General features: G+C 65.2%; 22 protein-coding genes and 1 tRNA gene. 4 read left to right on the forward strand and 19 right to left on the reverse strand.

Annotation, left to right across the window (positions count from 1 at the left end; all coding sequences use genetic code 11):
* Positions 1-40: 40 nt before the first annotated feature.
* The 7 genes from SPYCW_RS12165 to SPYCW_RS12195 all read right to left on the reverse strand — a co-directional run bounded on the left by SPYCW_RS12165 (position 41) and on the right by SPYCW_RS12195 (position 7128).
* Entirely contained in the window at positions 41-1366 is a 1326-nt protein-coding gene (locus tag SPYCW_RS12165; RefSeq protein WP_120216980.1) for a replication-associated recombination protein A, read from the reverse strand.
* 7 nt (positions 1367-1373) lie between these two features.
* Complete coding sequence (locus tag SPYCW_RS12170) at positions 1374-2531, reverse strand: glycosyltransferase family 4 protein (RefSeq protein WP_120216981.1); 1158 nt, start codon at positions 2529-2531, stop codon at positions 1374-1376.
* Positions 2532-2572: 41 nt separating this feature from the next.
* Positions 2573-3514: a hemolysin family protein gene (locus tag SPYCW_RS12175; RefSeq protein WP_120216982.1), complete on the reverse strand. Its 942-nt coding sequence runs from the start codon at positions 3512-3514 to the stop codon at positions 2573-2575.
* Between the two features lie 19 nt (positions 3515-3533).
* On the reverse strand, positions 3534-4040 hold the full coding sequence (ybeY, locus tag SPYCW_RS12180; protein ID WP_120218274.1) for an rRNA maturation RNase YbeY: 507 nt from the start codon (positions 4038-4040) through the stop codon (positions 3534-3536).
* 151 nt (positions 4041-4191) lie between these two features.
* Positions 4192-5679: a cell envelope integrity protein TolA gene (locus tag SPYCW_RS12185; protein ID WP_120216983.1), complete on the reverse strand. Its 1488-nt coding sequence runs from the start codon at positions 5677-5679 to the stop codon at positions 4192-4194.
* A gap of 127 nt (positions 5680-5806) precedes the next feature.
* On the reverse strand, positions 5807-6673 hold the full coding sequence (locus tag SPYCW_RS12190; RefSeq protein ID WP_120216984.1) for a sigma-70 family RNA polymerase sigma factor: 867 nt from the start codon (positions 6671-6673) through the stop codon (positions 5807-5809).
* Positions 6673-7128: a carboxymuconolactone decarboxylase family protein gene (locus SPYCW_RS12195; protein WP_120216985.1), complete on the reverse strand. Its 456-nt coding sequence runs from the start codon at positions 7126-7128 to the stop codon at positions 6673-6675. Before SPYCW_RS12195 ends, SPYCW_RS12190 begins: the two co-directional genes overlap by 1 nt.
* Positions 7129-7267: 139 nt before the next feature.
* Between SPYCW_RS12195 and SPYCW_RS12200 the strand changes: the two genes are divergently transcribed.
* Positions 7268-7645 (forward strand): DoxX family protein, encoded by a 378-nt coding sequence (locus SPYCW_RS12200; protein WP_120216986.1) that lies wholly within the window; start codon positions 7268-7270, stop codon positions 7643-7645.
* A 275-nt stretch (positions 7646-7920) separates the two neighbouring features.
* Here the strand turns inward: SPYCW_RS12200 and SPYCW_RS12205 are convergent, their stop codons facing one another.
* From SPYCW_RS12205 to SPYCW_RS12245, 9 genes are all read right to left on the reverse strand, one after another.
* Positions 7921-8928 (reverse strand): PhoH family protein, encoded by a 1008-nt coding sequence (locus tag SPYCW_RS12205; protein WP_120216987.1) that lies wholly within the window; start codon positions 8926-8928, stop codon positions 7921-7923.
* Positions 8929-9059: 131 nt separating this feature from the next.
* Positions 9060-10406, reverse strand: a complete 1347-nt coding sequence (gene miaB / locus SPYCW_RS12210) for a tRNA (N6-isopentenyl adenosine(37)-C2)-methylthiotransferase MiaB (protein ID WP_120216988.1) — start codon at positions 10404-10406, stop codon at positions 9060-9062.
* Positions 10407-10413: 7 nt separating this feature from the next.
* A complete protein-coding gene (locus tag SPYCW_RS12215) occupies positions 10414-11199 on the reverse strand; it encodes a lysophospholipid acyltransferase family protein (RefSeq protein WP_120218275.1) in 786 nt (261 codons plus the stop codon).
* Entirely contained in the window at positions 11171-11596 is a 426-nt protein-coding gene (locus tag SPYCW_RS12220) for a Fur family transcriptional regulator (RefSeq protein WP_120216989.1), read from the reverse strand. Before SPYCW_RS12220 ends, SPYCW_RS12215 begins: the two co-directional genes overlap by 29 nt.
* A 131-nt stretch (positions 11597-11727) precedes the next feature.
* Positions 11728-12162: a MucR family transcriptional regulator gene (locus SPYCW_RS12225; protein ID WP_120216990.1), complete on the reverse strand. Its 435-nt coding sequence runs from the start codon at positions 12160-12162 to the stop codon at positions 11728-11730.
* Positions 12163-12269: 107 nt separating this feature from the next.
* The gene (locus SPYCW_RS12230; protein WP_120216991.1) at positions 12270-12752 is read right to left on the reverse strand and encodes a GNAT family N-acetyltransferase; all 483 of its coding nucleotides are present in this window, start codon (positions 12750-12752) and stop codon (positions 12270-12272) included.
* On the reverse strand, positions 12749-13366 hold the full coding sequence (gene tsaB / locus SPYCW_RS12235) for a tRNA (adenosine(37)-N6)-threonylcarbamoyltransferase complex dimerization subunit type 1 TsaB (RefSeq protein ID WP_120216992.1): 618 nt from the start codon (positions 13364-13366) through the stop codon (positions 12749-12751). The genes SPYCW_RS12230 and tsaB overlap by 4 nt, the downstream gene beginning before the upstream one ends.
* A 19-nt stretch (positions 13367-13385) precedes the next feature.
* Positions 13386-13979 (reverse strand): malonic semialdehyde reductase, encoded by a 594-nt coding sequence (locus SPYCW_RS12240; RefSeq protein WP_120216993.1) that lies wholly within the window; start codon positions 13977-13979, stop codon positions 13386-13388.
* A gap of 26 nt (positions 13980-14005) precedes the next feature.
* A complete protein-coding gene (locus SPYCW_RS12245) occupies positions 14006-14581 on the reverse strand; it encodes a NifU family protein (protein ID WP_120216994.1) in 576 nt (191 codons plus the stop codon).
* 62 nt (positions 14582-14643) lie between these two features.
* Here SPYCW_RS12245 and SPYCW_RS12250 point away from each other — a divergent pair, with 62 nt between their 5' ends.
* The 3 genes from SPYCW_RS12250 to SPYCW_RS12260 all read left to right on the forward strand — a co-directional run bounded on the left by SPYCW_RS12250 (position 14644) and on the right by SPYCW_RS12260 (position 16966).
* A complete protein-coding gene (locus SPYCW_RS12250; RefSeq protein ID WP_120216995.1) occupies positions 14644-15516 on the forward strand; it encodes a hypothetical protein in 873 nt (290 codons plus the stop codon).
* Between the two features lie 75 nt (positions 15517-15591).
* A tRNA-Thr gene (locus SPYCW_RS12255) sits at positions 15592-15667 on the forward strand.
* 231 nt (positions 15668-15898) lie between these two features.
* Positions 15899-16966, forward strand: a complete 1068-nt coding sequence (locus tag SPYCW_RS12260) for a helix-turn-helix transcriptional regulator (RefSeq protein WP_145985981.1) — start codon at positions 15899-15901, stop codon at positions 16964-16966.
* Positions 16967-17221: 255 nt separating this feature from the next.
* Here the strand turns inward: SPYCW_RS12260 and paoC are convergent, their stop codons facing one another.
* From paoC to paoA, 3 genes are read right to left on the reverse strand one after another with little or no spacing between them, the layout of a single operon-like run.
* Positions 17222-19429 (reverse strand): aldehyde oxidoreductase molybdenum-binding subunit PaoC, encoded by a 2208-nt coding sequence (gene paoC / locus SPYCW_RS12265; RefSeq protein ID WP_120216997.1) that lies wholly within the window; start codon positions 19427-19429, stop codon positions 17222-17224.
* 3 nt (positions 19430-19432) lie between these two features.
* Positions 19433-20383, reverse strand: coding sequence for an FAD binding domain-containing protein (locus SPYCW_RS12270; protein ID WP_120216998.1), 951 nt, complete (start codon positions 20381-20383; stop codon positions 19433-19435).
* Entirely contained in the window at positions 20380-21021 is a 642-nt protein-coding gene (paoA, locus tag SPYCW_RS12275) for an aldehyde dehydrogenase iron-sulfur subunit PaoA (RefSeq protein ID WP_120216999.1), read from the reverse strand. The genes SPYCW_RS12270 and paoA overlap by 4 nt, the downstream gene beginning before the upstream one ends.
* Between the last annotated feature and the right edge of the window lie 53 nt (positions 21022-21074).

The raw sequence follows: 21074 nt of genomic DNA on the forward strand, positions 1-21074 counted from the left end.
TTATCGAGGCAGCTATGGCGAACTTCCGCGCCCGACAGCATCACCCTTGGCTTCGTGTTCGGCGCTGTTCGTCCCACCAAGCGATGCGCTCCGCGATCCGCTTTTCGAACCCGCGATCGGTCGGCTGGTAATAGGTTTGCGCGCCCATGCCATCGGGCCAATAGTCTGCGCCTGAAAAGCCGTCGGGCGCGTCATGGTCATAGGCATAGCCCGCGCCGTAACCCAAGTCTTTCATCAGCTTGGTCGGCGCGTTGAGGATATTTGCGGGCGGCGCGAGCGACCCGGTATCGCGCGCCGACGCAAAGGCCGCCTTTTGCGCCGCATAGGCGGCGTTCGATTTGGGGGCGGTGGCAAGATAGAGGCAGGCCTGCACGATCGCGAGTTCGCCCTCGGGCGAGCCGAGAAACTGAAAGGCATCCTTTGCGGCAAGGCATTGCACCAGCGCCTGCGGGTCGGCGAGGCCGACGTCCTCGCTCGCGAAGCGCACCAGTCGCCGCAGCACATAGAGCGGCTCCTCGCCTGCCACCAACATCCGCGCCAGATAGTATAGCGACGCCTGCGGATCAGAACCGCGCAGCGCCTTGTGCAGCGCCGAAATCAGATTGTAGTGGCCGTCGCGATCCTTGTCGTAAACCGGCATCCGGCGATGCAGAAACTGCGCCAGCTCGCTCGGCCCCAGCGGCTCAGCGATCGCGGCGGCGAACAATGTCTCGACCTGGTTGAGCAGGAAGCGTCCGTCGCCGTCGGCGCTCGCGACCAGCGCAGCCTTCGCCTCATCGGTAACCGGCAGCGCCCGCCCGACGTCGGCCTCGGCACGCGCGACCAGCAGGCGAAGCGCGTCTTCGCCCAGCCGGTTCAGCACCAGCACCTGCGCCCGCGACAGGAGCGCGGCGTTCAAGGCAAAGCTGGGGTTCTCGGTCGTCGCGCCGACGAGCACCACGGTGCCGCGCTCGACATAGGGCAGGAACCCGTCCTGCTGCGCGCGATTGAAGCGGTGGATCTCATCGACGAACAGCAAGGTGCGTTTGCCCGCGGCGGCCATTTTTTCGGCATCGGCGAAGGCGGTCCGAAGGTCGGCAACCCCCGAAAAGACCGCCGACAGCGCCGCAAAGCGCATCCCCACCGCCTCGGCCAGCAATCGCGCGATCGTCGTCTTGCCGGTGCCCGGCGGCCCCCACAGGATGATCGACGACAATTGTCCCGCCGCGACCATGCGACCGATCGTACCCTCGGGGCCGGTCAGATGTTCCTGCCCGACAACGTCGCCCAGCGTGCGCGGGCGCAACCGCTCGGCGAGCGGCACCGGGCCGACCGCGCTCTCGTCGCGCCGGGCCGGTGTCTCGCCGCCGAACAAATCTCCGGCCATCGGACGCTCAGCCCCCGCGCCGCTGTTTCTGGCGGATCAGCCGCAGATAGGTGTCGGCCACCGCGCGGTTGATTGCGTCCCATTGATAGGCACCGCTTTCGCTCTCCGCCGCCGCGCCATGGTCGGCGCGCAGCCGGGGATCGGCGCAATAGCGCTGGAGATGATCGGCAAAGCCGGTGATCGACCCCGGCGAGACGAGGTAGCCCGTCTGGCCATGCTTGACGATGCTGGCGCTGCCCGTGGCGCGCGCGGCGACGACGGGAAGCCCGCACGCCATTGCCTCCAGCGTCACATTGCCAAAGGTTTCGGTGACCGACGGATTGAAGAAAATGTCGCACGACGCCAACGCCTGCGCGAGATTCTCGCCGCCCTGAAAGCCGACGAAGCTGGCGTTCGGCAGCCGCGATTCGAACCATTCGCCCGCCGGTCCCTCGCCGATCACGACGACCTTGTGTGGCACCCCGCGCCGCGCCAGCACATCGATGCTGTCGGCGAACACGTCGAGCCCCTTTTCCATCACCAGTCGGCCAAGGAAAGCGATCACCGGGATATCATCGTCGATGCCAAGCCCGCGGCGCCATTCGATGTCGCGGCGCATGGGATTGAACACATCCTGTTCGACCCCGCGGGTCCAGATGCCGATGTCGTAATTCATCCGCTGGTCGCGCAGCACCTGCGCAAAGCTTTCCGACGGTGCGATCAGCGCATCGCATTTGCGGTAGAGCTTGCGCAGCCAGGCGACGATCACCGGTTCGAGGAATGACAGATTATAGTAGCGGAAATAGGTTTCGAAGCGCGTGTGAACCGAACAGGCGACGGGCAGCTTGCGGCGGCGCGCCCACGCCGCGGCCTGCCGCGAAACGCGGTCGGGGCTGGAGATATGAAGGATGTTGGGTGCAAATTCGGCGATGTCCTGCCGGACGCGCGACGAAAAGGTCACCGGAATGCGATATTCGCTGCGCCCCGGAATCGCGAAGGACGGCACGCTGACCAGATCGCCGGTCGGCGCGAAATCGGGGTTGGCGACGGTCGGCGAATAGACGCGCACCGCCGCGCCCTGCGCAAGCAGATAGCCGACAAGGCGGTTCAGCGCCTTGTTCGCACCATCGACGGTCATATTGTAATTGCCGCTGAACAGCGCGATGCGAAGGTCGGAAACTTCCATCCGGCCTCGCCTAATCCTTTAGTCCGGCAAAGGCAATTCCGTCAGAACTCGTCGCCGCGTTCCAACGGCGCTTCCAGATCGACCTCGACCGGCGGGTGCAGCCGTAAGCGATGGACACGCCGTTCGTCGGCCTCGGTCACCTCGATGCGCCAGCCGCTTGGATGGACGAGCATTTCTCCGACCTCGGGAACATGGCCGGCGAGCACCGCGGCGAGACCGCCGAGCGTATCGACATCTTCCTCGACCTCGGCAAGCCGGGGGTCGATCGCTTCGCCGACGTCGTCAAGCTCGGCGCGCGCATCGGCGTCCCAGCAGCCGTCGTCGCCTGGGACGAACAGCGCGGTCGGTTCGTCGTCATGCTCATCCTCGATCTCACCGACGATTTCCTCGACCAGATCCTCGATCGTGAGCAGGCCTTCGGTCCCCGAATATTCGTCGATGACGATCGCCAGATGGGTGCGTTTGGCGCGCATTTCGGCGAGCAGGTCGAGTACGCCCATCGATTGCGGAACATAGAGCGGCTGGCGGATCAGGTCGAGCAGCGGCGGCGGCGGGCGTCCCTCGGCGAGCACCGCGAACACATCCTTGACGTGGATCATCCCGACCACCTCGTCCAGATTTTCGCGGTACACCGGCAGGCGGCTATGCCCCGCCTCTGCAAATTGCGCGACGATTTCGGCGAAGCTGGCGCTTTCGGGGATCGCGATGATGTCGGCGCGCGGGACCGCGACATCGTCGACCGTCTGTTCGCCAAAATGGAGCAGGTTGCGCAGCATCTTGCGCTCGATCGGCGACATATCGCCAACGATATTGCTGCCGCGCCGGTCGTGCCCCTCTTCCTCGGCCTCGTCGATGACCTCTTCGATCTGTTCGCGCAGCGACGGTTCCTTGTCGCCGCCGAACAGCAACGTCCGCAGCCCGGCCCACAGGCCGGATCTACTGTCCTCGTCCGATCGGCTGGAAGATCCCTGGTCGTCGGGCATATAGGTCGCGGTTCCTCTGTTAATCCTGATCCGCATATGGATTGGCGATGCCCAGCGATGCAAGCGCTTTCACTTCCAAGGCCTCCATTGCCCCGGCGCTCGCATCATCGCCATGATCATAGCCAAGCAGATGCAAGGTCCCGTGGACGATCAGATGCGTGGCATGATCGCCGGTCGAAATCGCTTTCTCCCCGGCCTCGCGCGCGCAGGTTTCGCGCGCCAGCACGATATCGCCGAGCAATATTTCGCCGTCGTCGCTGTTCGCCAAACCTTCGAGCAGGTCGGCCTGGACCTGCGGAAAGGACAGCACGTTGGTCGGCTTGTCCTTACCGCGAAAATCGCGGTTCAGCGTCTGGACTTCGGCATCGTCGGAAAGCCGCACAGCGACCTCGACCAGCGGGGCCGCATTGGCCAGCGCTGCGTACGGCGTCAGCGCCAGCGCCGCGGCCACCGCTTCCGCGGCGCGCGTTTCCCAATCGAGCGGATCAGGCCAGGGCGTCGCCTCATGGGTCTCGATGACTAGCACGGCCCGATCCTGTCGGTTCGCGGCATTCTGTAACACCGCCCCGCGTGCGACCCCACGGTTGCGGGCAGGAATGGTCCCGCAGTTTCGACAATCAGCATCATCGCGGTCGGCTACCCGGTTACGATGGGCAGGAACAGCGTTTTTTGAGCGATCAGGGCTTCGGCTGCGGCGCACATTGGCTTTGGTCGCCCGCGCGGCACGCGGCGGCGGCGGCCTCCCATTTCGTATAGGCCTCCCTGGCCTTGCGCTCATTTTCGGCGATCAGCGCCTCGCGATCGGCCAGCGCCTTGCGATACGCAGCCTCCTTCGCCGCCTGCTCGTCGGCAATCCGCTTTGTCTGCGCTTCATATTCGGCGATCTCCCGCTTCGCGGTTTCCGCCTGCTGCGCATTGAGCGCGCTGGTCGCGGCCTGCTCCTCCGCCGATTGCGCCGTCGGCACCGCGGCCGCCGCCTCGGGCTTCGCGGGCGTCCCTTTCGCCGCGCCGTCGCGGGTGTAGAACAAGCTGGACCCGCTTTCGGTCATGCGCTTTTTCACCGGGTCGATCGTCAGCGTGCAGGCGCGTTCGCGACGGACGACAGTGCCGCTCGCCGTGCGGTCGTAGGTCGCGCAGGTCGCCTTGAGCTTGCAGCTCCGGTCGCCGCCCTCGCGATAGATGCCCGTGAATTTGGTCTGCCCCTTGGGCCACCAGCCCTCGGGATGGTTGAACAGCAGCGCGTTGCCGCCGGGACCGTTCTTGAAGACATGAACTCCGACGATCGGCACGTTCGCGCCGTCGCTGCGCCGCCAGTCGCCCTCGACATCCTCGCGGCTGCACATCGCCTCGACCGCCATTGGCGCCGACCGCGTCCAGACGCGATCGGAGATGAACATCTGCGACCCACCCTCGACCTTCAGCGCATTTTTCACCGGGTCGATCACCAGCTTGCACGCGTTCGCCGACGACAGGTTCGACCCGCATTGCGCGTCAAAGGTGCAGCTGTCGCCAACCTGCCGAATCCGCGACGCGACGACCGCGCCGTCGCCGTAAGGCGCCGACGCAAAACCGCGCGTCGATCCGACCGGCGCGCTGGCGCCGCGTTCGGTGGCGAAGACGATCTGCACCTGCGGTTTCTGTGCGCCCTCGCCCTTGCGTTGCCACGCGCCGAGATAAGCGTCGGATTTGCAATTGGCCGTGATCGGAGCCGTCGGGCGAGCGACGCCGAGCGGCGCAAGTACCATCCGCCCTTGCTCCTCGATCGTGCGCAAAAGTATCCCACTCGGGATCGACCTACATTTACTCAGGTCGGAGGAATACACCGCAAATTTTAGATGGGCCGCGAGCGCGGCAACCACTTTCGCCTCTTCGTCGCAGCTTACAGCCTTACCATATCTGTCAGAACGCCAGACGGCCAGATACTCGTCGCCCGGCGGGCTCTTCTCGATCTTCAGGCTGAGGAACCCCGAACCGTTGACGGTGTGCCACACTTGATAGTCCGTCGCCTCGACATCCCGGCCTTCACGTTGAACCACACCGGGGCGCTGATAAATATTCGCGTTTCCGCTGGCAAAGCGGTTAGGATTGATCTCACCCCCACCCTGCGCCAGCACCGCCGCAGCAGCACCCGCAAACCCCAGCCCCAACAAAATCCGCCCGATCATCGCCGTCCCCCCAGCAACTCGTTCCGACCGCGATCTTAATATCGCGTCAGGCACGCGCAACGTGCAAAGCGGGGAATATCCAATTTTTCCAAAGTGCTCCGTATCGCCGCTACTTTGACGCACCGCGTCAGTGCATATGTTTGAGCTTGTCGGGGTTGCGCATCACATAGATGCTGGCGACCTTGCCGTCCTCGATCTCGAGCGCGGTGGTCTGAAGCTCGCCGTCGGCCTCGCGCGTGACAAAGCCCGGCAGGCCGTTGATCAGGCCGGTGTGGACCAGCGTCGAGCCATATTTGCGCAGCAGCACCGCGACGCTGCGGTGCACCTTCATCACCAGCGCCTTGCCAAGGATCGGGATCGCGGCGGCGGGGCGCTTGCCGCCGCCGTCGGCCCACATGCCGACGTCGGCGGCAAGCATCGCGCCAAGTGCCGCCATATCGCCGCTGCGCGACGCTTCGAAAAAGGCGTTGGCGATCTCCAGCCCGCGCTGCTTCTCCAGCTTGTAGCGCGGGCGCGCGTCGCGGACGTGCGCGCGGGCGCGCGCCGCAAGCTGGCGCGTCGCACCGGGATCACGGTCGATCGTCTTCGCCACCTCGTCGAAACCGACCCCGAAAACATCGTGGAGGAGAAAGGCGGCGCGCTCGAGAGGGGAGAGCCGTTCGAGCGCGAGCATCAGCGGAAGCGTGACATCGTCTTCCTCCTCCTCCTCGACCAGCGGATCGGGCAGCCACGGACCGATATAGGTCTCGCGCCGACTCCGCGCCGATTTGAGCTGGTCAAGGCAGAGCCGCGTCACGGTGCGGCGAAGGAACGCTGCGGGCTCGCGCACGACGCTGCGATCGGTACCGAGCCAGCGGAGGAAGGCATCCTGGACGACATCCTCGGCATCGGCGACCGAGCCGAGCATACGGTACGCGACGCGGGTGAGCAGCGGGCGCAGCGGGTCGAAACTAACCGCCGCGTCCGCTTCATCCTGCGAGCCCTGCGCGGTCATCAGGCCGCCTTGGTCGCCGGCATGTCGTACCAAAGGTCGAAACCCACCGCGAGGCGGTTCCAGCCATTGATGACGTTGATCATCAGGGTAAGGTTCACCTGCTCCTCCGGCGTGAAATGCGCTTCGAGTCCTTCTTTCGCGGCCTGCTGTGTGTGACCAGCGGACAGGCGGGTCAAGGCGTCAGTCCACGCCAGCGCGGCGCGTTCGCGGGGCGTATAGACCGGCGCCTCCTGCCACGCGGCGAGCAGGTGGAGCCGTTGCTCGGTCTCGCCCGCGGCGCGCGCCTCGATGCTGTGCATGTTGATGCAATTGGCGCAGCCGTTGACGATCGACGCGCGGAGCTTGACCAGCTCGATCAGGCTTTTTTCAAGGCTGTCCTGTGCCGCGAGCGACAGGCCCATCCACTGTTTCATCAGCTGCGGGGCGGCGGCGAAGGGATCGGTTACGACGGTCATGGCGTGTCTCCTTTGGTTGCGATGTACCGGCTTGACGCGGCACGACCGGCGGCTGTGACATGACAGACGAAAATATTTCGTGCGGAGGCAAAAATCCGATAGCCTGCCCGCCTCGACAATGAGGAGGAGGGGTCCAATCATGAAGTTTCTCGATGGTTTCGGCGAACAGGCCTATGCGCTGCTGCGCATCATCGCGGGTCTGTTGTTCATGGCGCATGGGGTGCAGAAATTCTTCAACTTCCCAGCTGATTTCCCCTATCCGCTCAATCCGATGCTGTACGCTGCCGGCGCGATCGAACTGATCGCGGGGGCGCTGATCGCCATCGGCCTGTTCACCCGCCCCGCGGCTTTCATCGCCAGCGGCATGTCGGCGGTCGGCTATTGGGTCGCGCACGGGCTGCAAAGCCCCTTCCCGATCGCCAATGGCGGCGAAACGATCGCGCTCTATTGCTTCACATTCCTGTTCATCGCGACGCGCGGGGCGGGAATCTGGAGCGTCGAGGGGATGAAGAAGTAGCCAATGTGAGCGGGGTCGGTGGCGGCGTTCGGTCGAAGAAGACGTCGCCGATCCTCCCCCAACGGGGGAGGGGGACCACCCGAAGGGTGGTGGAGGGGCACGCGAGGTTTACGCGGCGCTCAACCGGATGCGCTGCACTTTTTGGACGTGCGAGCCGTGGAGCACGACTTCGGCGGCAAGGCAAACCGATGGTGCCCCTCCACCAGCTTCGCTGGTCCCCCTTCCCGTTCCGGGGAGGATCGCCAACGTCCGCTCCCCACGCCTAACGGGCCACCCTAGCTTCCCGGCCCCTCATAAGCCTCGACGATCCGCCCGACGATCGGGTGGCGGACGACGTCAGCGCTCGTGAAGCGGCTGATGTTGATCCCTTCGAGCCCCTCGAGCCGCGCGACCGCGTCGGCGAGGCCCGAGGTCGCGGGGATCGGCAGGTCGACCTGTTTGGGGTCGCCGCAAATCACCATCCGGCTGTTCATGCCGAAGCGGGTCAGGAACATTTTCATCTGCGGGATCGTGGTGTTCTGTGCCTCGTCGAGGATGATGAAGGCGTCGGCCAACGTCCGTCCGCGCATGAACGCCAGCGGCGCGATCTCGATTTCGCCCGACGCGATACGGCGCTCGACCTGTTCGGCGGGCAGGCAGTCGTGGAGCGCGTCGTAGAGCGGCCGCAGGTACGGATCGACCTTTTCCTTCATGTCGCCGGGCAGGAAGCCGAGCTTCTCCCCCGCCTCGACCGCGGGCCGCGACAAGATCAGGCGCTGGACGCTGCCGGTGATCAGCTGCGCCACCGCCTGCGCCACCGCAAGATAGGTCTTGCCCGTGCCCGCCGGGCCGAGCGCGAAAATCACGTCGTCGCGCGCCAGCGCCTTCATATAGGGAACCTGCGACGGCGCGCGCGGGACGATCGTCTTTTTGCGCGTGCGGATCATCACCGTCGGCGCTTCATCCTTGTCGTGGCGGATGATGCCGTCGAGCGTCGGCTGCGCCGACATCGCGATCACCCCATCGACCATCCCGGCGTCGACCTCCTGCCCCTTTTCGATGCGGTCATACAGGTCGGTGAGGACGTCGCGCGCGCGCGCCGCCGCTTCGGCCTCGCCCTCGATCTGGACCCGGTTGCCACGCGCCGAGATATAAACGCCGAGGCGGTTTTCGATGCTGACCAGATTGCGGTCGAACTCGCCGAAGAGAATGCCCAACAGCTGCGTTCGCTCGAACTCCGCGGTCAATCGGACGCGGTCGCCGGGTTCGGCGGGGGTCGAGGCAGTCAGCGGGCGTTTGGACATATGGGCAAGTCACCTAAGCTAAGAATGATCCTGTGTACTCGCGCGAAGGCGGGAGTCCATCACCGATAGTTTCGGAATTCGACAGAAGGCGTTGGAGTGTGTCTTCGGGGAGACAGCTTCCGCCAGCCGCACTAGGCGACGGGCTCCATAAGGGCTTCGGCCGCCACGCTGTTGGCGCCCGCCGACACGATCCGCACATCGATCATGTCGCCGATCGCCAGGCCCGGTGCGGTGACATGCGCCGACTGGAGCCACGGCGTCTTGCCGATCAGCTGTCCATCGAGCTTGCCCTTGCGTTCGAGGAGCAGGCGCGTCGTGCGTCCGACGGTCGCCTCGTTGAACGCCTGCTGCTGTTCATTGAGCAGCGCCTGCAACCGCTGGAGGCGATCGTTCATCACCTCTTCGGCGATCTGGTCCGCCATCGTCGCCGCAGGCGTTCCGGGACGCCGCGAATATTTGAAGCTGTACGCCATCGCGTAGCGGGTCTCGTGGATCAGATCGAGCGTCGACTGGAAATCTTCCTCGCTCTCGCCGGGGAAGCCGACGATGAAATCCCCCGAAATCGCGATGTCGGGGCGCGCCGCGCGGACGCGTTCGATGACGCGCAAATAACTCTCGCTGCTATGGCTGCGATTCATCGCGGCGAGGATACGGTCGCTGCCCGCCTGCACCGGCAGGTGGAGGAACGGCATCAGCTTGTCGATCTCGCCATGCGCGGCGATCAGCCCGTCAGTCATGTCATTGGGATGGCTGGTCGTATAGCGCAGGCGTTCCAGCCCATCCTCGCGCGCCAGTTCGCGGATCAGCCCGTCGAGCCCGATCACCCTGCCCCGGTCGTCCTCGCCGTCCCACGCATTGACGTTCTGGCCGAGCAGCGTGATCTCGCGCGCGCCGCCCGCGATTAGCGCGCGCGCCTCGGCGACCAGATCGGCGAACGGCCGACTGATCTCGGCGCCGCGCGTATAGGGCACGACGCAATAGGTGCAGAATTTGTCGCAGCCTTCCTGCACCGTCAGGAAGGCGGTCGGGCGCTGGCCGCCGGCGCGTCCCGGCAGCGCACCGAACTTGCTCATCGCCGGCATGTCGAGATCGACCGCCTTCTCGCCGCGCGCGGCGCGGGCGATCAGATCCGGTAGGCGGTGATAGGCTTGCGGGCCGACGACAACATCGACGCTCGGGGCACGGCGCGCGATTTCGGCGCCTTCGGCCTGCGCGACGCAGCCCGCGACGGCGATCGTCGGCGTGCTGCCATCGGCGCGCTTCAACCGGCCAATGTCCGAATAGACTTTCTCCGCCGCCTTCTCGCGGATATGGCAGGTGTTGAGGACGACCAGGTCGGCGTCGGCCCCGTCGGCGGCGGCGACATAGCCTTCGGCGCCCAGCATCTCGGCCATGCGCTCGCCGTCATAGACGTTCATCTGGCAACCGAAGGATTTGACGTGAAAGGTCTTGGCGGTGGTGGCGGAGTCGGATTTCATCGGCGCGCTATAGGCGATGCCGCGGCGCGGCGGAAGTCGCCGCGATTCGGGCCGCTATCGCCGCGCGTGCGGCCTCGTTGATCGCCTTGCGGTCGCGCTCGGCCTCGTCGGGCAACGGGTCGAGATAATGGATCGTCAGCGGGATCGGCCGCTTGCGCGCCAGCAGCCGCTTGAAATTGTCGAGCCCCGATTCGGGGTCGAGCCAGGCGACGTCGTTTGCCTGCGAACCATAATCGAGGAACACCGGCTGGACCTGCAAATTGGGCGGCGTCGGGATGATCGCCTGAAACAGCGAGGCGCGGAAGGGCAGTAGCCCGTCGCCGGGTCCGGTCGTCCCCTCGGGAAACAGCGTCACCGGGCGTCCGCGCGCGAGGGCGTCGCGCAGGCTGTTCGCCTGGCTGTGAATGTCGCGTTTCGCTTCGCGCTGGACATAGATGGTGCTGTTCTGGTCGGCGAGCCAGCCGACGAGCGGGGTCGTTTTCACCTCGGCTTTCGACACGAAGGCCGAACGCGCGGCGCCGCCGAGCGCCAATATGTCGAGCCAGCTGACATGGTTGGATACGAACAGAACGTCGCGACGAAGCCGGGTGCCGGTCGTCCGGATGCGCAGCCCGGCGATCCAGCCGACCGCATTGAGGAACGCCATGACCATCGGCGAAGGCCGACCCACGGCGCGATAGAGCAGGTGCGGGACGATCAGGAACAGCAGCGCCAGCACCATCAGGGTCAGGCGGGCGACGGTTCGCCAGGTGATCGCAGCGCGATCAGTCGCGCTTGCGATCGATGGCGACACCATAAAGCTCCATGCGATGGTCGACGAGGCGGAAGCCCAACCGTTCGGCGATGACCTTTTGCAAGGCTTCGAGTTCGGGATCGACGAATTCGATGACCTTGCCCGTTTCGACATCGATCAGGTGATCGTGATGCGCTTCGGGCGCGGCTTCGTAGCGCGAACGGCCATCGCCAAAATCATGGCGGTCGAGAATCCCCGCCTCTTCGAACAGACGCACGGTGCGATAGACGGTGGCGATCGAGATGCCGCTGTCGATCTTCGACGCGCGCTCGTACAGCGTTTCGACGTCGGGATGATCTTCGGAATCCGAGATGACGCGCGCGATGATGCGGCGCTGCTCGGTAATGCGCAGCCCCTTTTCGTGGCACAGGGCTTCAAGGTCGATGGTACCGGACATGCTGGCCTTTCCTGCAAGATGCAGCCGCGTCTTTTGTGTTCAGACTGTATAGGGGCGACCCCGCGATAGGACAAGGGCGGCACCCCGCGGCACCGCCCCTCTCCTCGCGATCAGTCGATGATCAAAAAAGGTCAGGCTTTGACCTTGCGCTTGCGTCCGCCGCCGCGGCCCTTGGTGCCAAGGCCGATTTCCTTCGCCAGCGCGCGGCGCCGTTCGGCATAGTTCGGCGCGACCATCGGATAGTCGGCGGGCAGTCCCCATTTCGTACGATAATCGTCCGGGGTCATGCCATAATGCGTCATCAGGTGGCGGCGCAGCATCTTCAGTTTCTTGCCATCTTCCAGGCAAATGATGAAGTCGGGCTTTACCGAAGCGCGGACCGATACGGCGGGGACCAGCTTTTCCTCGACGACCGGCGTCGAGCCAAGACCGGTCAACGCGGCGTGGACATTATTGATCAGCAAAGAAAGATCGGAAATCGCGACGCTGTTGTTGCTGACATGCGCGGCGACGATGTCGGCTGTCAGTGTAACGAGCATTTCGCTGGCATCATTTTGGTCGGACATGAGACTATTCCTTATTGTTTTGACCCAGAAGCTGGACAGCGAACATTGGAATTCCTGTTGCGCCAATTACAATGTTGCCACTTTGCGCACGATCGCGCAACAACCGATCAGTTGCTACCGGTTACCGGCGATGTTCGCCGCATCGTAATCGCATCGCGCATCTTGCCGTCTTGACCGCGATAATAAGCGGCCCGCCGACCGACTTCCGAAAATCCGCTGCGCGAATATAAATGCACCGCGTCATTGTCGGCGCGCATTTCCAGAAAATAGTCATCGGCGCCCTGCGCCGCGGCCCAGGCCTGCCAGTCCTGCATCAACAATCTGCCGATCCCGCGACCTCGCCAGGCCGGGTCTACCGCGAGCAGCAGCAGCTCGCTTTCGGGTCCGGCGATCCGCGCCGCCGAAAAGCCGCAGGGCTGGTCACCATCCCACGCAAGGCAAACGCGCGCCGACGGCAAGGCAAACAAGGTGAGCAACTGCGCGCCGCTCCACGCTTCGCCATAGGCCGGCTCGAAAGCGGCGTCCATCACGCGCATCACCGCGGCCAGATCCGCCACGCGGGCGGTGGCGAGGCGGATGTCGCCGGTCATGCCGTCGCCATCGGCTTGGCGTCGGGCGCGCGGCCATAGATCGGGCTGGGCTGATCGAGCAGCGCCGCCGGTGGGAGGTGCACGAAGGCGCGCGCATCGGGCAGCGTCGCGAGCGCACGGCCCCCGCCCCGAAGCGCGACAAATTGTTCGGCGCGGTTGCCCACGATCAGTTCGTCGGCGAGCGCCGCGGCGGCGCCCGGCAGCAGCGAGCGAAGATCGGCGCGCGGCGACAGGTCGGCGGCAAACGGCTGGACGAACCATTGCCCGTGCCCACCCTCCATCACGACGAGCGCACCACCCGCTGCGGCGATCGCGTCAGCCGCGCCCGCGGCGACCAGCGCCAGCGTCGAAAAGCCTTGCACCGGAACCTGCCAGCCCAGGGCCAGCCCACGCGCCGCGGCCACGCCGATGCGCACCCCGGCAAAGCTGCCCGGCCCGCAGCCGACGGTGATCGCGTCGGCCTTGCCGCCATCGACGAGCTCGGCGATCAGCGGTACCAGCCGCTCGGCGTGGCCGCGGCCGATCACGGCGTGGCGAAAATCGACAATATCGGCGCCCTCGATCAGCGCCACCGAACAGGCCTCGCTAGCCGAATCGATCACCAACTGGCGCATATGGCCTGGAAATTCCGGCTCAGGCGATACGATTGAAGCGATCGAAATCCGGACGCGGGCTGCGCTCGAAGATCGTCGCCGGATCGCCATAGCCAAGCGTCGAGATGAAGTTGCTCTTCACGCTCGGCTGATCGGCAAAAAAGGCTTCATCGACCGCGGCATTGTTGAAACCCGACATCGCACCGGTGTCGAGACCCAGCGCGCGCGCGGCCAGGATGAAATAGGCGCCCTGCAGGCTGGAATTGCGGAATGCCGTCGCTTTCGCCAGCTCGTCATTGCCGACGAACCAGCTGCGGGCATCGGTATGCGGGAAAAGTTCGGGCAGATTCTCGTAGAATTCAAGGTCCATGCCGATGATCGCGGTGACCGGCGCGGCCAGGATCTTTTCCGCATTGGCGGGCATCGCCAGCGCGGCAAGCTTTTGCTTCGCGGCGTCCGACGTGCACCAGATGATCCGCGCCGGCAGGCAATTGGCGCTGGTCGGACCAAATTTCATCAGATCCCAGATCGCATGCAACTGCGCGTCGGAAACGGGCCGGTCGAGATAGCCGTTATAGGTGCGCGCGGTACGAAACAGCTGGTCGAGGGCGCTGTCGGATAGCGGCTCGCTCATGGGCTAACTCCTCGGTGGAAAATGGGTCAGACGGCGTGAACCGCCGTTACCTCGGGAACATAATGTTTCAAGAGCGATTCGATGCCGTTCTTGAGCGTCGCCGACGAGGAGGGGCAACCGGCGCAGGCGCCCTGCAGCTTCAGATACACATTGCCCTTGTCAAAACCCCGATAGACGATGTCGCCGCCGTCATTGGCGACCGCAGGGCGCACGCGCGTTTCGATCAATTCCTTGATCTGTTCGATGATGTCGGCATCGGCGGGGTCGTCGGCGAAGCTCGGTTCATCCTCTGCAGGGACCGCAAAACCAGCGCTCGCGGCGTTGAACAGCGGCACACCGGCAAGGAAATGATCCATCAAAATGCCCAGTACATCGGGCTTCAGGTCGCTCCAGCCAACGCCCGGCGCCGCGGTGACCGACACGAAATCGCTGCCAAAGAACACGCCGGTCACGTCGCCCAGCGAAAACAGCGCGCTCGCCAGCGGCGACGCCTCAGCCTCTTCGGGGCTCGCAAAGTCACGGGTTCCCGATGTCATCACCGCCTGGCCGGGCAGGAATTTGAGCGTCGCGGGATTGGGCGTCGATTCGGTTTCGATCAGCATGGGGTGCATGTGGGACGCCATCGCGCTTTGTGCAAGCCGATTGGCCGCGCTAAACGTAGCGCATGCGCCGCTTCGCCCACTTTGCAGCCCTCGACTGGTCGGGCGCGCGCGGACCCCGGCAACGCGGGATCGCGCTGGCGGTGGCAAGCGGCACCGGCGCGCCCCAGCTGGTGCGTCCCGGCCATATCTGGTCGCGCGCCGAAATCCTGGCGTGGTTGCAGCATGTCGCCGCATCGCGCGCTGACATGCTGATCGGTTTCGACTTTTCGGCGGCATTCGCCTTTGCCGATTGCGACGCCTATTTTCCGCAGTGGGACTTGAGCCCGAACAACCTGCCCGCGCTGTGGGCGCTCGTCGAGCGGCTGACGCGGTCCGACCCGCATTATCAGATCGACGGATTCCTGAGCCACCGCGATGCCCGGCGACATTTCCGCCACGCGCGCGGCGACGTCGGCGACCTATTCGCCCCGGGCGCGGGACGGCTGCGCGTCGTCGAGCAGCATCAGCGCGCAACCAGACAGGCGGCAAGCGTCAGCAATTTCAACCTGGTCGGCGCGGCGCAGGTCGGCAAGGCAAGCCTTGCGGGAATGCGGCTGCTTCACCGCTTGCACCCCGCGCTGCCGCTGTGGCCCCTCGACCCGGTACCCGGCAGCGGTCCATTGCTTGTCGAAATTTACACCGGCGTCGCCGCGCGCGCAGCCGGGATCGCGGCGGGCCGCAGCAAGATCCGCGACGGCGCCGCGCTCGACGCGGCCTTGGCGGCGCTGGACTCGCCCCCGGTAGGGGTGACCGGGTCGATCAGCGATCATGCCAGCGACGCCCTGATGACCGCTGCCTGGCTGCGCGCCGTCGCGGGCGATGCAGCGCCCTGGCTGCCCGCGCCGCTCACCGAAGCGATCGCCAGCACCGAGGGCTGGACCTTTGGAATCGTCTGACGATTTGTCGCCGTCGGCATCAGTGCGATGTCCGCTGTTTCCATCCACCGAAAAAATGCTTAGGGGAACGCGAGCGCCGGCTTAGCTCAGTTGGTAGAGCACCTGATTTGTAATCAGGGGGCCACGGGTTCGAATCCTGTAGCCGGCACCACAGGCAGTTGTTGCACTGCGCGCACCGCCCCACTGTTCCCTATGAACGGTTAGCGCCTATCGCTCCCGCCCGCGCCGACGCGGCCCAAGCAAGGCCGAATTCAACTTTTTTAAAGTTAATTTATTGGCTTTTGTCATAAACTTGGGCGACACCACGTGAAATTGGGGCACGATTGGGCAAGCGACAGACGCAATGGGGCAGCGGGCGGACCCGGATTGGGACGAAATATTCATGCAGGCGGCGTTGCAGCCTGACATGTGGCTGGGCGCGCTCGATGCGCTCGCCAGCCAGACAGGTTCGGGGCACGGCCAGCTCATCGGCGTCGGCGGCGCGCGCGAGATTCCGTTCAACATCGTCACCAACTTCAGCACCGATCTGATCGATCATTTCGCCGTCAGCGGCTGGGGTGCCGAAACCCACAACTTCCGCGTCGCCGCGTCCAACCGGCACATCGAGCGCGGCTTTTACGATCCGGTCCTGTTCGAAGAACATTACGATCAGGTCATCCCACAGCTTGCCTCGTCCGACTATCTCGACTGGTGCGAAGAAATCGGCATTCCCTTTGGATGCCAGACCAATTTGGTGATCGACAATTTCGGGATCGTCGGCCTCGCGACCTTGCGCGATCGCAAGGACGGGCGGACGACCGCCGCGCAGCGCAAGATTTTTGCCAGCGGTGCCAAGGCGGCGCGGCGCGCCGTGCGCTTGCAGGAAAAGCTGGAGGGCGAGCAGGCCAAGCTGCTGGCGGGCGCCTTCGACGCGATCCAGGTCAGCGCTTTCATCATCGACGTGCGCGGTCAGTTGCTCGCCCACAGCATCGGCGCCGACGCCATGCTGGCGGCGGGCGATGTCCGGGTGGCGGGGCGATCGATCGATGCGCCGGGCGCCCCCTTCACCCTGCGCCAGACCGTCCAGGCGCTGACCGCCGATGGCGGCCTCGACCATATGCGGACGCAAATCATCACCGCCGAGAGCCGCCCGCCACTGATGATCGAAGGCTTTCGTCTGCCCGAACGCGAATGGTCGCTCGGCAAATTGCCGCACGCGATCCTGATCGCCAACGGCCCCCGGCGCGATCGCGCCGGGGTGACCCAGTATCTGAGCGCGATATACCGCCTGAGCCCGGCCGAAGGCGATATCGCGGTGCGCCTGTTCGAAGGCAAACCGCGTGCCCGGATCGCGGCGGAACGCGGCGTGACGGCCGAAACGCTGCGCGGGCAGATCAAGCAAATCTATCTGAAATGCGGCGTCGACAGCGAAGCGGCATTGATGCGGCTGCTGGCGCCGATCTTAAGTTGACCATCCCCCAACAGGGGGATGATCGCGTCACACCGCCGAAATAAGGGTCCATTTGCAAGGACTAAGGGGGGCCATCCCTTCGACCGCATCGCGCTGGATTCGTTCCGGACCACCCGCGATGCGTCGAAGGGGTCGGGCCCAAAATATTCCTGTCGTTCGACGCGACCCCGAACGGCAGGGCGAGGGTCCTCATCATTGTGTGCGGCCTGGAAGGGCTCCGCCGTTATGCGGCGGAGCCCTTTTCGGTTCAGCCGGTCACGCGACCGCGGGCAGCTTGTCGAGCAGCTTGTCGAGCGTGATCGGATAGTTGCGGGTGCGGATGCCCGTGGCGTTGTAAACCGCGTTGGCGACCGCCGCCCCGACCCCGCAGATGCCGAGTTCGCCGACACCTTTCGCCTTCATCGGCGAAGTTGTCGGATCGGTTTCGTCGAGGAAGATCACCTCCTGATGCGGGATGTCGGCGTGAACCGGCACTTCGTAACCCGCAAGGTCATGGTTGACGAAAAATCCGAAGCGCTTGTCGACCGCAAGTTCCTCCATCAGCGCCGACCCCGCCCCCATGGTCATCGCGCCGATCACCTGGCTGCGCGCGGCCTTGGGATTGAGGATGCGCCCTGCTGCGCACACTGCGAGCATGCGGCGAATGCGGATTTCGCCGGTCGCAGCATGAACCCCAACCTCGACAAAATGTGCACCAAAGGTCGACTGCTGATATTTTTCGGCAAGATCGCCATAATCCATCTTGTCCTCGGCGACGAGTTCGCCGTCCTTGGCCGCGTCGCCCAGCGCCACGCTCTGCCGTCCCGCCTTGACCTTCCCGTCGGCGAACACCGCATCGACCGGGTTCATACCCAGCTTTTTCGCCACCGCCTCGCGCAGCTTGACGCACGCGGCATAGACCCCGGCGGTCGAGCTGTTCGCGCCCCACTGGCCGCCCGAACCGGCCGACACCGGGAACGCCGAATCGCCGAGTTTCACGACCACCTTTTCGAGTGGCAGGCCCATCATTTCGGCGGCGGTCTGGGCGATGATCGTATAGGTGCCGGTGCCGATGTCGGTCATATCGGTTTCGACCGTCACCACGCCCGATTTGTCGAGCCGCACGCGCGCCGCCGACGGGCCGTTGAGGTTGTTGCGGAACGCCGCGGCGACCCCCATGCCGACCAGCCATTGGCCATCGCGGCTCGCCCCCGGTGTCGTGCTGCGCTTGGCCCAGCCGAATTTGTCGGCACCGATTGTCAGGCATTCGTTGAGCTGGCGCTGCGAAAAGGGACGGCTCGGTTTTTCGGGATCGACCTGGGTGTCGTTGATGATGCGGAACCGGATTGGATCGAGCCCCAATTTTTCCGCCATCTCGTCGATCGCGACTTCGAGCGCCATCATTCCGGGAGCCTCGCCCGGCGCGCGCATCGCATTGCCTTCCGGCAAATCGAGCACCGCGAGCCGCATCGCGGTCATCCGGTTCGCGCCCGCGTACAGCAGGCGCGTTTGTCCGACCGCGGTTTCGGGGCCGCCGCCGGGCAAATCGCCCGACCAGCTTTCGTGACCGATCGCGGTGATCTTGCCGTCGGCGGTCGCGCCGATCCGGATCCGCTGGATCGTCGCCGGGCGGTGCGGCGTATTGTTGAACATGAAGGCGCGCGGCAGTGCGACCTTGACCGGCCGCGCCGCCGCCTTGGCGCCGAGCGCCGCGAGCAGCGCATCGGCGCGAATGAACAGCTTGCCGCCGAACCCGCCACCGACATAGGGCGAATCGAGACGTATATTCTCCTTTGGGATACCCAGCGTTTTCGCCATGTCGCCCACCGACCAGGCGATCATCTGGTTCGACGTCCACAGCGTCAGCTTGTCGCCGCTCCAGGCGGCGATCGACGCGTGCGGCTCCATCATCGCATGGGCATGGTCGGGGGTGGTGTAGCGGGTGTCGAGTTGCACCGGCGCTGCGGCAAAGGCGCCCGCAAAATCGCCGACGCTGCTGTCCGCCTCGGTCCCGAAGGACGGCGGCGGCTTGACCGCGCTGCCCAGCGCGGCAGCCAGCTCGAACGCTCCCTTGCCGCGCGCATATTCGACCCGCACCAGCGCCGCTGCGGCCCGCGCCTGTTCGAATGTCTCGGCGACCACCAGCGCGATCGCCTGATGATAATGGTCGACCTCCGGACCGCCGAGCAGCTTTGCGGTGTTGAAATTGCCCTTGCCCAGCTTGCCCGCATTGTCGGCGGTGACGATCGCCAGCACCCCTGGCGCGGCACGCGCTTCGTCGAGCTTCATCGACGCAATCCGCCCCTTGGCGATCGCCGACCCGACGACATAGCCATAGGCCTGGTTCGCCGCGACATCATGCCGTTCATAGGCATAGGGCGCGAGCCCCGTCGTCTTGAGCGGACCATCGATGCGGTTGGTGGGTTTGCCGACCACTTTCAGCTGGTCGATCGGGTTGGTCGTCGCGGGGGTATCGAACTTCATGGCTCAGCCCCTTGCTTGTGCCAGCACACCGGCGAGCGTGCGCTCGACCAGCGGCAGCTTATAGGCATTTTCATGGCTCGGCTTGGCACCGGCGAGCAGCGTGGCGGTGACCGCCTTGGCCCCGCGTGGCAGATCGGCGTCGGCCGCCTCGACCCGCCAGGGCTTGTGGCCGACCCCGCCGAGCGCGACGCGCCCCGACCCGTCCTTCTGCACGATCGCCGCGACCGAAATCAGCGCAAAGGCATAAGAGGCGCGGTCGCGAACCTTTTGGTAGATATGCGTGCCGCCGACGGGCTTGGGCAGCGTCACCGCCGTGATCAGCTCGCCCGGCGCCAGCACGGTGTCGAGATGCGGCGTGGTGCCCGGCGCGCGGTAGAAATCGGCCACCGCGACGCTCCGCTCCTTGCCCGCCGCATCGACGGTTTCGACCCGTGCGTCGAGCGCGCGCATCGCGACCGCCATATCGCTGGGGTGGGTCGCAATGCACGCATCGCTCGCACCGACGATCGCGTGGAGTCGGCTGAACCCGCCGATCGCCGCGCAGCCGCTGCCCGGCTTGCGTTTGTTGCACGGCATATTGGTGTCGTAAAAATAAGGGCAGCGGGTGCGCTGGAGCAGGTTACCCGCCGTCGTCGCCTTGTTGCGGAGCTGGCCCGACGCGCCCGCGACCAGCGCGCGCGACAACAGGCCATAGTCGCGCCGCACGCGGGGGTCCGACGCCAGATCGGTGTTGCGGACCATCGCCCCGATGCGCAGCCCGCCATCGGTCGTGGGTTCGATCTTGTCGAGCGCCAGCCGACTGACATCGATCAGATGCGCCGGGGTTTCGATCTCCAGCTTCATCAGGTCGAGCAGATTGGTGCCGCCCGCGATGAAGCGCGCGCCTTTCACTTTCGCAAAGGCAGCGGTCGCCGCGGCGGGCGTTTCGACGCGTTCGTAGGTGAAGCTTTTCATGCCTTCACTCCCGCCACATCGGTTATCGCGTCGATGATGTTCGAATAGGCGCCGCAGCGGCAGATATTGCCGCTCATCCGCTCGCGCAGTTCGCTTGCGGTGACTTTCGGTGTCGCGGTCAGGTCGGCCGTGACGTGGCTCGGAATGCCCGCCTTGATCTCGTCCAGCACCGCGACCGCCGAGCAGATCTGCCCCGGCGTACAATAACCGCATTGATAGCCGTCGCGTTCGACAAAAGCGTCCTGCATCGGATGCATCTTGTCAGGCGTCCCCAGCCCCTCGATCGTCGTGATATTCTCACCATCATGCATCACCGCCAGCGTCAGGCAGCTATTGATCCGCCGCCCGTCGACAAGGACGGTGCAGGCGCCGCACTGGCCATGATCGCAGCCCTTTTTGGTGCCGGTCAGGTGGAGATGCTCGCGCAGCGCGTCGAGCAGCGACGTGCGCGTATCGAGCTCGAGCTTATGCGCCGTGCCATTCACTTTGAAAGCGACCGCAGCGGTCGGCGGCGCCGCAATCGCCGTCTCGCCCGGCGCCGCCGCGGCGCGCGTCGGCAGGGCGGTCACCGCCGCTACCGAAGCGCCCCCGGCGAGCACGCCGCGCCGTGAAAAGTCGAAATCGCCAGGCGTTTGCATCGCGCGTCCCCGATTCTGTTTCTGGTTGCCGATGGGCGGGGTCGCCCACGGGA

Source organism: Sphingopyxis sp. EG6, assembly GCF_003609815.1.
In the GTDB taxonomy this organism is placed as follows: domain Bacteria; phylum Pseudomonadota; class Alphaproteobacteria; order Sphingomonadales; family Sphingomonadaceae; genus Sphingopyxis.